Genomic DNA, 13,153 nt, shown 5'->3' with positions numbered 1-13,153 from the left:
AAGCGGCCGGAAAACATCCAGACAGAGGGGGGAATTTTATGCTACTGGCTGAGAATCACCTGATTTTCCAGCGTTTTCCCTTCCAGAAATTCCCGGATGTTATGGAGGGTGACTTCCGCAATGTTGTGCAGGGCTTCCTTTGTGAAAAAACCCTGGTGGGAGGTCAGGATGACGTTGTTGAAGGAGAGCAGGCGGGCAAGGGTGTCGTCGTCAATGATCTTGTCGGATTTATCCTCGTAAAAATATTCCCCTTCCTCCTCATACACGTCCAGCCCGGCGGATCCCACCTTTTTGGATTTCAGGCCGTCTATGAGCATATCAGTGTGGATCAGCTTGCCGCGCCCCGTATTGATGATCATGACGCCGTCCTTCATTTTCCCGATGGAGTCGGCATTAATCAGGTATTCCGTCTCCGGCGTGAGCGGACAGTGCAGGGAGATGATGTCCGACCGCGTGTACAGGTTGTCCAGCGTGGTGTAGGTGATGCCGGTTTCCTCGGCAAAGCGTTTGTCCGGGTACGGATCATAAGCCAGAATATTCATGCCAAATCCCTTGAGGATGCGGATAAGTATTTTGGCGATCTGGCCCGTGCCGATGATGCCCGCCGTCTTTCCATGCATGTCAAATCCCATCAGGCCGTGCAGGGAAAAGTTCCCATCTCTCGTGCGCCAGTAGGCGCGGTGGATTTTGCGGTTCAGCGCCAGCATCAGGGCCACGGCGTGTTCCGCCACGGCGTAAGGCGAGTACCGCGGCACGCGCACGACGGGCAGTCCGTAGCGCTCCGCCGCTTCCAGGTCCACGTTGTTGAACCCGGCGCAGCGCAGGGCCAGCAGCCGGACGCCGTTTTCCTTCAATGCACGGATGACTTCCTCTCCCGCCGTGTCGTTCACGAAGATGCAGGCCACATCCATCCCGCGGGTGAGCGGCACACTGTCCGTATTCAGATGCCCCTTGAAATAACGGATATCGTAATGGTATTCGCGTTCGTTGATCGGGTTGAAGGAGTCCCGGTCATAGGACTTGGCGTCGAAGAATGCTATGCGGCAGGGATGGTCGGTCATGTCGGGAATGGGTTAGGTGGCGGGGGTATTTCCGGACGCCTGCCCCTGGCTGGCGACGGCTTCCATGCGCCTGCGGACTTCATCCGGATCTCCCAGGAAATAGTCTTTCTGCAGGTTCAGCGAGTCGTCAAATTCGAATACGTACGGAATGGCCGTGGGCAGGTTCAGGGAAAGGAGCTTTTCGTCGGGAATATGCTTCAGGTACTTGATGATGCCGCGCAGCGTATTGCCGTGGGCTACGACGAGGATGTTGTCCAATGTTTTCAGGGAGTTCAAAATGGTCCCTTCCCAATAGGGCATCAGGCGCTCAATGGTGGATTTCAGGGATTCCGTGCGCGGCAGTTCGTCGTCCGGCACTTCCCTGTAGCGCGGGTCCCAGCGGGGGTTGTTCATGTCGTCTTCCGCCACGGGAGGAGGCGCCACGTCATAACTGCGGCGCCAGACCAGAACTTGTTCGTCGCCGTATTTTTTAGCCGTTTCACTTTTGTTCAGGCCTTGGAGCATGCCGTAATGCTTTTCATTCAGCCGCCAGCTTTTGGCAACCGGCAGCCAGTCCTGGTTCAGGCGGTCCAGAACGCAGTTCAGCGTCTTGACGGCGCGCTTGAGGTAGGACGTATAGGCCTGGTCAAAAGCCATTCCCTTGTCTTTCAGCAGGTCGCCCGCATAATACGCTTCCTGCACCCCTTTTTCCGTCAGGTCCACATCCGTCCATCCTGTGAACCTGTTTTCCCGGTTCCATGTGCTTTCCCCATGGCGCAGAAGAACAATTGTTTTCATCTCGATTAGTTTAGACAAACTTTTTCCGGTTTTTGTGCAAAAAACAGAATGTATGACATTATTCCGGAACTTGTTTGCTCCAGCGGTACGGGAAGGGAAAATGTAATTGGCAACCGCCTTCAAAAAAGGTAACAAACCGGAATGATGAAGCAACATGGATGCATGGGAGCCGTCGCTCTGATAGCCGGAATGGCCGCCCTGGCGTGGGGAGGTCCTGAAGCCGTTCTGAATGTGGGGAAACCCGCTCCCACGCGGGGAACCCCTGCCGTTTTCAAGTTCGGCGGAGAGGATAACCAGGAATTCATGCTGAACGGCAAGCCGTTCCAGATACGCGGCGCGGAAATGCATCCCCAGCGGATCCCCAGGGAATACTGGAGGCACCGCATCCGGACTGCCAAGGCCATGGGTCTGAACACAATCGCCTTTTATGTGTTCTGGAATGACCATGAGCAGCCGGACGGCAGCTTTGATTTCAAGACCGGCAACCGGGATTTGGCCGCGTTTCTCAAACTTTGCCAGGAGGAAGGCATGTGGGTGCTTTTCCGCCCGGGGCCGTACGTCTGCGGGGAATGGGACCTGGGAGGACTGCCTCATTACCTGCTGAAAGACCCCAAGGCCAAACTGAGGACAACGGAAGACGCCAAATTCATGAAGGCCCAGGCCCGGTATCTGGAAGCTGTGGCCAGGGTGGCGGAGCCGTTTCTGGCCAAAAATGGCGGCCCCATCCTGATGACTCAGCTGGAGAACGAATACGGCAGTTATCAGCGCAAGGACCCCAAGTACATGGAATGGCTGAAGACGTTCTGGACCCGGAAGGGATTTGGACCGTTTTACACGTCCGACGGCGCCGGGGAACATTACTTGAAGGGAGTCACGCTTCCCGGCGTGGCCGTGGGGCTGGACCCCGGATTGAACGACGGGCATTGGAAGATTGCCAACAAGTGCAATCCGGGCGTCCCCGTCTTCTCCTCGGAAACGTATCCTGGCTGGCTGAGGCACTGGGGGGAAGGCAACTGGAATCCGACTCCCGAAATTGTCGACCACGTGCGCTGGTTCATGGACAAGGGGCGTTCTTTCAGCCTCTTCGTTTTTCACGGGGGCACCAACTTCGGCTTCACGGCGGGAGCCAATAACGGGGGGCCGGGGCAATACCAGCCGGACCTCACCAGCTACGATTACGGCTCCCCTGTGGATGAACACGGCCGCATGAACGAATATTATACCCGGATGAGGGAGATCATTCTGGCCAAGCTGCCGGCGGAGGCGGCCGTTCCGGAGCCTCCCGCGGACATTCCTTCCATGGAGATACCGGAGTTCACTCCGCAGGTGCATGCCGGATTGTGGGAGAACCTGCCCAGGCCGTTCCGTTCCAAATTCCCGCAGCCGCCCTACTTTGAACAGTGGAACCAGAATCAGGGCATGGCCATTTACAGCACCGCCGTTCCGGCGGGGCCTTCCGAAGCGCTGAAATTGTCCAATGCCAACGATTACGCGCAGGTTTACCTGAATGGAGAACTCATCGGCACGCTGGACCGCCGGCTGGGGCAGAAAAGCACCCACATGCCTTCCTCCTGGCAAATTTGATGAAACCATGTACCAGCAAAGCCCCATGCTCATGCGCGCCAACGAGCTGTACCAGCTCATCAGCAAGGTGGGGCCGGACACCATCCGGGAGCATACCATGGAAAGCACCCCCAGGTATTTTTATCCATGGCTTTTTTCGGATAAATCCAATCCCGTAAAGCTCTTTCTGCGTACGGTGGCGCGGGAGCAGACCCCCAAGGAACAGTGGGCCGGCATCCTGAGGAAATGGGCCGAATTCTGGATGAAAACATCCGCCATGCCCCGCAGCAAATATTCCTCCCTGGCATTGGCATGCGCCATGCTGCATCCCGGTATTGCCTCCAGTCCGTCCAAATTGCGGGCATCCTCTTCCGGCAATATTTCCACGACGCCCCTGACGCTGGAACAGGTATTTGAATATTTCATGGAAATGGACGAGAAGCATGAACTGCTGACGGACATCACCAAGCTGAGTCCGTCCGAGTTGCTGTTCATCGTGGATGTCCGCCTTCCGCGGTCGGAAATGGACTGGGCACGCAAAAAGGTGCGCCTGACGCGCAAGGGATGGGGAGGCGCCTATTCCATGATCCGCTACCGCATGGACCGCGCCGCGCTTGGCAAAGACCCGTACAATACCTACTCCTTCCAGGAAATCCTGGATGAAGGCGGCATCTGCATGGACCAGGCTTATTTTGCTGTTAACACGGCCAAATGCAACGGCATCCCTTCCGCATATGTTACGGGCGACGGCAACCGCGGACCGCATGCCTGGGTGAACCTGCTGACGGCGGACGATACCTGGCAGTCCTACGGAGGCTACGGATACAATACGGGCCATTTCTCCCATCCGCACAACCGCAAGTCCAAACATGAATCCACTCTTCTGCAGGGAATGGACAGGAAAGTGAACGGTGCCAGGCTGGACGCCACGCTGGATTACCTTTCCCTGGCGGACCTGTTTGAAGAAATGCAGAAACCGGATTGCGTCAGAGTCATGCTGGAAGCCGCTACGGAAAACACGCCGGGCAGCCCCCTGGGCTGGGAACGGCTGATTGAAGTAATGGCGCGGCCTGAAAGCGGGACAAAGCTGGAGGAATGGGACAGGCTGGTCACCCTGATCAAGCGGAAGTTCCGCTCTCGTCCGGATTATCTGGCCATGGCTGCGCGCGTGGAGGACGAGTACATTTTCCCCCAGCGCGATGCCGCCACCAACAAGCGCAATGTGGCCCGCGATCTGAAGAAACTGGAAAAGGAAACGGATGAAGGCCGCAGCGACCTGACCTCCGCCGCTATCAAGCGGCAGGCGGATATCCTGATCAAAAAAGGGGACAAGGCGGCTGTGGCGGCCCTTTACCGGAAGTCCATGAAGGACTATGCCGTCCGTGCGGAAGTATTTGAAGCCCTGATGGGGCAGTATTACCGCTATGTCTCGGAGGACCAGGCTGCCGTACTCCAGCTGGCCAAGGAGGCGGAATCCTCCTACAACAGGTACATCCGGACAAAGTCCGACGACTATTTCAAGGTGAAAAAGGAAGTTTCCATCCAGAAAAAGATTGCCGGATATTACGAGAAGGGCGGCAATGAAAAGAAGGCCGCCTTGCTGCGGAAGGACGCTGAAAAGCGGGAGAAAAACAGCAAGAAAGGCATCAGGGAGGAACATTGACCCGGATGGCTGCCGGAGTGGGAAAGGCACCTTCCGTTTCCGCCGGGAACGGAGGGCCGTCCTCTCTTGCCCCAGGTTGCGGCATATCCGGGGAATGAACGTTTTTAAGCTGGAATGCTGTCTTATCTTCAACTAATACATGTCCCATATGGCAAGAGAACCTTACGCGAACTTCTGGCCCAAAGTGGCGGATACCGCTTTTGTGGCGAACAGCGCCGACCTGATCGGCGATGTCACCATTGGAGAGCATGCCAGCATCTGGTACCATACCACCCTGCGTGCAGACATCAACAAGATCGTCATTGGAGACTATTCCAACATTCAGGACAATAGCTGCATCCACTTGGCGGACGATTACGGCTGCTATGTGGGCAATTACGTGACCGTGGGCCACGGAGTGATTCTGCATGCCTGCACGGTGGAGGACGAATGCCTCATCGGCATGGGGTCCACCATTCTGGACGGTGCGGTCATCGGCCGCGGGTCCGTGGTCGGCGCCAATTCCCTGGTGACCAAAGGTACGATTATTCCTCCCAATTCCCTGGTGCTGGGTTCTCCCGCCAAGGTGGTCAAGGACTTGGGACCGGAATCCCAGGCTAACAACCGCAAGTGGGCGGAAAAATACGTAAAGGTGGCTACCCGCTATACGGAGCGGGTCATCAATCCCGGTTTTTAATTTCCGAACTTTTGCCTGCCATGCCGGAAGAAAAGCTGATTACCGTGGAACCTTATGCGCTGCTCTATACACGGGCAGGCGCGGGGGTATGCCTGCGTGATCCGCTTACCGGCAAGGTAGGCGTCATTTTCATGGAGCTGCCGGACGGCATGGCCCTGGAACAGGCGCTGAAGGGGGAACGCCCGGCGAGGCCGGACACTTCCTCCCTGCTGGCGCACCTGCTCTCCGCCATGGAGTGCCGGGTCAGGCTGGTGTTGATTAACGGGCGCAAGGATGAAGTCTTTTATGCCCGGGTAGCGGTGGAAGCCGTCAATGAAGTTATGGAGAAGCTGGTGGAACTGGACTCCCGTCCGTCCGATGCCCTGATGATTGCCGCCCGCTTTGGGACCGGAATCAAGATCATTCCCGCGGTGTGGGAGAGCATGGAAAATATTTTCCCTCAGCTTGAACAACTGGAGACGGACTCCCTGGACAGCCGTGCTCCGGTATATGTGGCTGATTTGTAGGAAGGCCATGAGTTTTTGTTCCATCCGGAATCGGCTTAACTGAAAAAAAACTTGCCAAGCGCGGAGGAAGTCTATACATTCGGCCCACATCACTTCAAGTGGGTAGATTCCCGAGCGGTCAAAGGGGGCAGACTGTAAATCTGTTAGCATTCGCTTTCGAAGGTTCGAATCCTTCTCTACCCACCACTTTTTCTTTTTTCAAGCCTTGCATGAATGTAACAATGCAGGGTCTTTCCTTTTCTTCCTTCTCCTTCTTTTCCCGTCTTTCACGGCGGTGATGGCTTCAAGAGGCTTCTTGAAGATACCCCCTGGCAGAAGCAAGGATTTCCGCGGCAAATGTTGCCGTTTTCCAAAACCATCAGGTTTTTCCAGCAGGATGACATCTGCCGATTCCCTGGCGATGTTCACAGCGGTATCCACGGAGATCCCTGCATTCGAAGCTTTCATCGCAGCGACCTCATTAAAGCCGTCCGCCATGAATCCGCCGATATGTCGATTGTCCTTAGTGATTTTACAATCAGCTACTTTTAAAAGGGAAAAGTTTGGCAATGCTGCTCCGTGAAACATTCCGGAATGCCGGATTTTTCAGCAAAACCGCTGCGATTCCGGCGGAAGGCCCAGGAGTATGCCGCATGGATGACTTCTGGGCTGGTCGACAAGGAGGGAACGGATATGTTAGAAAGGGCTCCCTTTTCCAACTGCTGCACTGATTTAATATGTTGACCACACTGATTATTCTGGGAGTCTCGGCCATTCTGTTTGTCCAAGGGAGAATTCGTTCGGATATTGTCGCCTTGTGCTCCCTGTTGTGCCTGATGGTGTTCGGAATCCTGGGCCCTGAGCAGGCGCTTTCCGGATTTTCCAACTCCATCGTCGTGATGATGGTGGGACTTTTTGTGGTGGGCGGCGCCATTTTCAGGACGGGACTTGCCAAAATGATAGGCGGCAGGATTGTGAAGATGGCCGGGAAAAGCGAACTGCGCCTGCTGGTGCTGACAATGCTCGTGACGGCGGGGATAGGCGCGTTTGTCAGTAATACGGGCACGGTGGCGCTGATGCTGCCCATTCTTGTGAGTCTGGCGGCAGACGGAGGGATTCAAACCCGCCGCCTTCTGATGCCCATGGCATTCGCCAGCAGCATGGGGGGCATGCTGACACTGATCGGCACGCCTCCCAACCTCGTGGTGAACAACCAGCTTCAGGAAGCCGGGCTGGAAGGGCTGGGCTTTTTTTCTTTCACTCCCATCGGCATCGTGTGCATCGTCACGGGCGTTCTGGTTCTGATTCCCCTGAGCAGGAAGTTTTTGGGAGAACGCGGCGAGGAACCGCAATACGAGGCCAAAGGAAAATCCCTGAGCCAGTTGATAGACGAATACCAGATCATCGGCAACCTGTACCGGCTGCGCGTGCTGGAAGATTCCGAGTTAACGGAGCATCCCCTGCACGACCTGCATATTCCGGACCGCTACCATGTGAACATTGTGGAGGTGCGCCGCAGGCACTCCGCCCGCCATTCCTTCCTGCAGACGGTCAGCCAGACCATGGCGGGGTCCGATACGCGGGTGAGGAAGGCGGACGTGATTTACGTGATGGGGGAGTTTGAGGATGTGGACCGTTTTGCCCGGGATTTCGGAGCCGTGATGATCAACCGGAAGACGCCGGAAGATACGGATTCCGTACTCAGGAGCAAGTTGAAGTTTGATGAAATCGGCATTGCGGAGATGTTGCTGATGCGCAATTCCGACTTGATCAATACTCCGGTCAAGTCTTCCGGGCTCCGTGCCAAGTACGGCGTCAACATTCTGGCCATCCAGCGGGATAATCATTACCTTTTCCACAATTTGAAGGACGTAAAGCTCCAATATGGGGATACGCTTCTCATTCAGGGAACGTGGACGGATATCGCGCGTCTAAGCGAGAAAACGTTTGAATGGGTGGTGGTGGGCCAGCCCCTGGCGGAGGCTTCCAAGGTGACGCTGACGCACAAGGCGCCCCTGGCCGCGGGAATCATGATCCTGATGATCGTTGCCATGGTATTCAATTGGGTTCCGGCCGTGGCCGCCGTTCTAATTGCCGCCGTCCTCATGGTGTTGTGCGGCTGCCTGCGCAACGTGCAGGAAGCGTACAAGACGATCAATTGGGAAAGCATCGTGCTCATTGCTGCCATGCTGCCCATGTCCCTGGCACTGGAAAAAACGGGGGCGTCGGAAGCCATTTCCCATGGTCTCGTGGCGGGGCTGGGAGGGTTTGGTTCCCTGGCCCTGCTGGCCGGCATTTATTTCACGGCGTCCCTGCTGACCATGTTCATTAGCAATACGGCTACGGCGGTGCTTCTGGCGCCCATTGCCGTGCAGTCCGCCGTGAGCATGGGAATCAGCCCTTATCCGCTGCTGCTGGCGGTTTCCGTGGGTACCAGCATGTGTTTCGCATCTCCCTTTTCCACGCCTCCCAATGCCCTGGTGATGCCGGTGGGAAAGTACACGTTCATGGATTACGTAAAGGTTGGCGTGCCGCTTCAGGTGATCATGGGACTGGTGATGATCGTCGTAATTCCCCTGTTTTTCCCGTTCGGCAAGGCGTAGGGTGTTCATGAACGGAGAAGTATGGCAGGGATTTTCCGTTTTTTGCGAGAAAAAGAGAGACAAGGCCGCGGTCCGGGAGTAAAACAGGAGTAGTTATAAAAGCCTTTCATTTTATTATGAAGAAGTATTTGTTTATTGCCGCTGCCGCCATGTTTGCCCTGCCGTCCATGGCTGCTGAAGACGCCCCAAAAAAAATGACCTCCGCAGAGAAGAAAGCCGCCATGCTGGAAAAATATGATACCAACAAGGACGGCAAGCTGGATGCGGAAGAGAAGGCCAAGATGAAGGAAGACCTGAAGAAGCAGAAGGAAGAGGAGCGGGAAGCCAGGAAGCACGGCTCCCGCAAGTCCGACTGATGTCTTTTCTTCTTTCATTCACAGGATTCCGTATGTGAACGGCCTGAAATATGTTCAGGCCGGAGGGGAACCGGGCTTTTTAGGACGATGAAATACGGCAAATGGAACAGATGGTGTGCCGGCGGCATGCTGGTTTTGCTGACCGCCTGTACGGCGGAGGAATGGGCGCAGTTTTCCAAGGAAATGGAGGAAAACCAGCGCGCCGCTGCCGAACGCCGCGCCACCTACCACAATATCAGCGTCCAGTGCTCTGATTGGGACATGAGGGATACGGCTATGGCCGGCCTGTCTGCCAAGGGTTTCCGGGTCATCTATCCCGGAGAGGGGAATTACGGGGCCATCGTTACCGTCGACAAGACGGCGGAAGAACATACCCTGATTCGCAAGGGCCTTTACTTTTTCCCTACTGCGGGGCCTGATACGCGGCCGGGATACAAGACAAAGGTCACGGTCACCGTGCATGATTTGAATGGCAGAAAGCTGGCGGAATACCAGGGGGAAAGTTCGCCCGGGGAGTCCTACCACCGTTCTGAGGCGGCGCGCTCCGCCTGCCGCAAGGCAATTTCCCGAATGCCTGCCAGCAGCTCCGTTTATTGGTAAAGAAACACGGCTTTTTGTAAAAAATTACAGCCGGGATCCGGGTTATGCCGGGGGACTGATTTTACGTTTTTTGCGGGACCGGATTTTGTAAGCCAGTGTGTCGATCAATTCCCGGACGGCATTGACCGGGTTTTTCCGCAGGACGTGGCGCCCCTTCAGGACGGCTCCGGGCCGGACGATCCCTGTTCCGCGATGGTTATGGATGACTGTGGCTGTCTGGGCGAACATGTTGTATTTTTCCAGAACCAGGCAGCGTGCTTCCCGGATGGCGGGGAGGCGTTTTTCATATTCGCCGTCGTCCATGGCTTTGCGGATGATTTCAAAGGCTTTTCCGGGGTCGTTGATGGGTACTGGGATGAAACTTTCCGGCGGGAAGCATTCCGTGGCACGCGGATCTCCGGCATAGAAGGGGAGGGTCATGGCAACAAAGGCGTCCGAAAGCTTTTCCGTCCAGTGATGGGGCTCCAGATGGTTTTCCACGCACAGGTGGTACTTGTAGTCGTCCATGGCGACGGTCTTGTTGTCTATTTCCCGAATGCCGTGCCCGAACCAGTCCAGCTCAGGCAGTCTGTCCGCCAGGTAGCGCGTAAGGTCATAGCGCATTTTGTGCATCGTGTGCGTGTGCTGCTTGGCGGAACAGATGGTGGAAAGCATTTTGGTCTTGGGGAATTCCTTTTGATCCAGGATTTCCTGCATGGGTTTGATATAAAGCCATTCCAGGCAACCCCGGCCCAGCGTGTGGTTGGGGTGGGGAAGGTCTGTTGGGGAATGCGTGGTCAGGACGGTGCCGAACTGGCGAGTGTATGCACGGCTGTATATCTTGATGGATGGCGGTTCCACCGTGATCAGAATGGTTTGGTCCGGCGGACAGAGCAGGGGTTCCGTTTCATTCCTGATGGTGCCGATGTCATGTCTTGGAAATTCGTCGTACACCAGCACCCAGTCGTAGTCCGTCATGGCGGCATCCGTGCAGAATAGGCAGCCGTCCCACAGCAGGGAGTCGGTTTCATCGGGAGAGGCCTTGGTGGATTTTCTGATGACCTTGATGCGTATGGGGCTGCTGGAATCCTGCATATGGAGCTGGTGTTGAAGAAGACGGCCGGGAAGGCCGCCGGATTTCCGGAACACGGAGGAGGCGTGGAGCGCTACCGTGCCCGTAGTGTAGGGGGAGCACCTGCCTTGTCAATGCCAAAGGGCCTGCCCTTTTTCCACGAATGGCGGCAGGTTAGTTGGATGCCGTGTTCTCCCATTCCGGGAAAAGACGGTCAATGACGCTGGCGACCATTTTCCTGGAGCCGTAGGGCGAGAGATGGTTGTCGTCACAGTACAGCAGGTGGCCTCCTTCCTGCTCCATCCATTGTCCGTTTTTATGAAAGGCTTCATGGAGCAGGACTACCCGGCACAGTCCGGTTTCAGCCATGTGTTCAAGCATCGTGAAGACGGGACGCTGGCGGGTATTGAAGTCTCCGCCCAGCAGGCGGTCTGACCGGTTGGAATTCAGCAACGCGTTGCGGCGCATGAGTTTGCATGGCCCGAATGTCCATTCCGGCACGGGACCCAGCAGCACGACCTGCCTGCCCGACTGGCGGATGCGTTTGCAGGTATTGTACAGGCCCTGGAAGACGAGCTGCTTCATCTGTTCATCCCGCTGGTCGTTGACAAGCTCGATCCAGCGGTTATGGATAAACACGGTGCGAATATGGGGAGTGTGTTCCAGCCAGTCCAGGATCAGGTTCATGTTGTGTTCCCAATGCGGGTACATGAGCCGCAGCTGGGCCAGTGCACCGCTTTCTGAAGAGTTGGAAATGCCGCTCAAAGGGCATAGACGGGCACGGAAAAAGAGGCCGGATTTGTGCAGAAGCCTGGCGGCGGAGTCGAACCCCGGAGAACTGGCCATGGCATGGCTGTCTCCGATCAAAAGAAAAGCCGGTGCGAGGTCCTCCCTGCCGAGACTGACAAGGGGATATCCGGTTACGTCGCCGAGCTCCGGGTGATGGGACTGGATCAGGTTTCCCTTTTCCACCACGGCCTTGTCCGGCGGCGTGATGCCGAACGAGGGGGGGAAGGCCTGTCCGCGCCAGTATTCCGGAAACGGCATGTTGTTGATCGCCACATGCCAGTAGTTGCGGGCGCCGTCCGTCCATTTGAGCCATTCCCCGGCAAAACCAAGCATGCAGCAGCCGACCATAGTGAAGACGAAAGCGTTTTTGCGCGTCCAGAACGCGGGTGCCGTCCTGAAGGGCATTTCAACGAATTTCCAAGAGAGGTAGGCCAGGGCGAAGGAGGCGAGAAACATTCCCGCATAATCCCATACGCCGCACTCGTTGAAACGGCAGTAGGTCCAGTAAACGATGACAGGCCAGTGCCACAAATACAGGGAATAGGAGATTTTACCGATACCCGTGCAGACGGGATGTTTCAGAATGCGCCCGGACCAGCCGTCACTGCCGTAGCGTATCAGGAGTACGGCCCCGGCAACGGAAGGCAGTGCGGTATAGCCGGGAAAGAGGGTGGAGGAGGTATAACAGGCAAAGGGGGCGAGGATTCCGGTCCATCCTGCCAGGGCCAGCAGCCCTTTTCCCCGCGTTTTGTCCGCCACGGCGGGAGCCAGGGCGAGCAGGCAGCCGGCCAGAAGCTCCCAGGCACGGCCGGGAAGCAGGTAAAAGGCCTTGCTTTGCTCTACCATGTCCATTTGGTAGGTAGCTACGCACAGGGAAAGAAGCATGGTTCCGCAGACGGCGGCCATTAGGGCGGAACGCCGGGTTTTCCACATGAACAGGAGGGCCAGCGGGATGACGAGGTAGAATTGTTCTTCCACGCTCAGCGACCACAGATTCAGCAGGGGGTTTTCCTCCGTGGCCGGGCTGAAATAATCTCCTGTGGTTCTGTTGAAATAAATGTTGGTGATGAAGAGCGTGCTTGATCTAACTGTTCGGCCCAGGGAACGCAGGTCGTCGCAGTCCAGGACAAAGCAGCCGAAGGCCAGCACCACCGCAATGAGGCAGAAGTAGGCAGGCATGATGCGCTTGATTCTGCGGCAGTAAAAGGAAGTCAGGGAAAAGGAGTTTTCTTTCAGACTGCGAACAAGGCCCCCGCCGATCAAATAGCCGGAAATGACAAAAAAGATGTCCACCCCAGTGTAGCCGCCCGGGCACAGCCATTCCTGCAAGTGGTACAGGACGACGGAGAGTACGGCGAATGTCCGCAGGCCGTCGATGTGGGGAAAGTATGTTCCGTGAATGAAGTTTCCGCCCTGCCGGGAAGAAGGTGAACAAAAGTTTTCAGAGATGCATTTGTTCATAAGGGTGAAAGGCGCGTAAAATCAGGAGGGATAGCAGGAAGGAATGAAAAGGCTGTTTGCAGAGAGTC

12 protein-coding genes and 1 tRNA gene are annotated in these 13,153 nt (G+C 56.2%); 8 read left to right on the top strand and 5 right to left on the bottom strand.

Annotated features, from left to right (window positions below):
* Positions 1-41: 41 nt before the first annotated feature.
* Complete coding sequence (locus tag V3C20_RS04690) at positions 42-1,061, bottom strand: 2-hydroxyacid dehydrogenase (RefSeq protein ID WP_130084100.1); 1,020 nt, start codon at positions 1,059-1,061, stop codon at positions 42-44.
* 12 nt (positions 1,062-1,073) lie between these two features.
* A complete protein-coding gene (gene gpmA, locus V3C20_RS04685; protein WP_130084101.1) occupies positions 1,074-1,838 on the bottom strand; it encodes a 2,3-diphosphoglycerate-dependent phosphoglycerate mutase in 765 nt (254 codons plus the stop codon).
* A gap of 141 nt (positions 1,839-1,979) precedes the next feature.
* Here gpmA and V3C20_RS04680 point away from each other — a divergent pair, with 141 nt between their 5' ends.
* The 5 genes from V3C20_RS04680 (at position 1,980) to V3C20_RS04660 (ending at position 6,432) form a co-directional block, all read left to right on the top strand.
* Positions 1,980-3,422 (top strand): beta-galactosidase, encoded by a 1,443-nt coding sequence (locus V3C20_RS04680; protein WP_130084102.1) that lies wholly within the window; start codon positions 1,980-1,982, stop codon positions 3,420-3,422.
* A 7-nt stretch (positions 3,423-3,429) separates the two neighbouring features.
* Positions 3,430-5,064, top strand: coding sequence for a transglutaminase domain-containing protein (locus tag V3C20_RS04675; protein WP_161981355.1), 1,635 nt, complete (start codon positions 3,430-3,432; stop codon positions 5,062-5,064).
* A gap of 148 nt (positions 5,065-5,212) precedes the next feature.
* A complete protein-coding gene (locus V3C20_RS04670) occupies positions 5,213-5,740 on the top strand; it encodes a gamma carbonic anhydrase family protein (RefSeq protein ID WP_231863845.1) in 528 nt (175 codons plus the stop codon).
* A 20-nt stretch (positions 5,741-5,760) separates the two neighbouring features.
* Positions 5,761-6,246 (top strand): bifunctional nuclease domain-containing protein, encoded by a 486-nt coding sequence (locus tag V3C20_RS04665; protein WP_130084104.1) that lies wholly within the window; start codon positions 5,761-5,763, stop codon positions 6,244-6,246.
* A gap of 100 nt (positions 6,247-6,346) precedes the next feature.
* Positions 6,347-6,432 (top strand) — tRNA-Tyr (locus tag V3C20_RS04660).
* A 12-nt stretch (positions 6,433-6,444) separates the two neighbouring features.
* Here V3C20_RS04660 and V3C20_RS04655 read toward each other — a convergent pair.
* A complete protein-coding gene (locus tag V3C20_RS04655) occupies positions 6,445-6,813 on the bottom strand; it encodes a hypothetical protein (RefSeq protein WP_130084105.1) in 369 nt (122 codons plus the stop codon).
* A 149-nt stretch (positions 6,814-6,962) separates the two neighbouring features.
* Here V3C20_RS04655 and V3C20_RS04650 point away from each other — a divergent pair, with 149 nt between their 5' ends.
* The 3 genes from V3C20_RS04650 to V3C20_RS04640 all read left to right on the top strand — a co-directional run bounded on the left by V3C20_RS04650 (position 6,963) and on the right by V3C20_RS04640 (position 9,784).
* Positions 6,963-8,828: an SLC13 family permease gene (locus V3C20_RS04650; protein WP_130084106.1), complete on the top strand. Its 1,866-nt coding sequence runs from the start codon at positions 6,963-6,965 to the stop codon at positions 8,826-8,828.
* A 116-nt stretch (positions 8,829-8,944) separates the two neighbouring features.
* Positions 8,945-9,184: a hypothetical protein gene (locus tag V3C20_RS04645; RefSeq protein ID WP_130084107.1), complete on the top strand. Its 240-nt coding sequence runs from the start codon at positions 8,945-8,947 to the stop codon at positions 9,182-9,184.
* A gap of 87 nt (positions 9,185-9,271) precedes the next feature.
* Positions 9,272-9,784: a hypothetical protein gene (locus V3C20_RS04640; RefSeq protein WP_130084108.1), complete on the top strand. Its 513-nt coding sequence runs from the start codon at positions 9,272-9,274 to the stop codon at positions 9,782-9,784.
* A 42-nt stretch (positions 9,785-9,826) separates the two neighbouring features.
* Here V3C20_RS04640 and V3C20_RS04635 read toward each other — a convergent pair whose 3' ends face one another.
* Positions 9,827-10,912: a glycosyltransferase family 10 gene (locus tag V3C20_RS04635; RefSeq protein ID WP_130084109.1), complete on the bottom strand. Its 1,086-nt coding sequence runs from the start codon at positions 10,910-10,912 to the stop codon at positions 9,827-9,829.
* A gap of 97 nt (positions 10,913-11,009) precedes the next feature.
* Positions 11,010-13,085, bottom strand: coding sequence for an acyltransferase family protein (locus V3C20_RS04630; RefSeq protein ID WP_130084110.1), 2,076 nt, complete (start codon positions 13,083-13,085; stop codon positions 11,010-11,012).
* Positions 13,086-13,153 lie beyond the last annotated feature (68 nt).

The sequence above is a fragment of the Akkermansia sp. RCC_12PD genome, from assembly GCF_036417355.1.
In the GTDB taxonomy this organism is placed as follows: domain Bacteria; phylum Verrucomicrobiota; class Verrucomicrobiia; order Verrucomicrobiales; family Akkermansiaceae; genus Akkermansia.
Note: the sequence above shows the minus strand (reverse complement) of the source record. Positions and strands in the feature narration are given on the sequence as shown.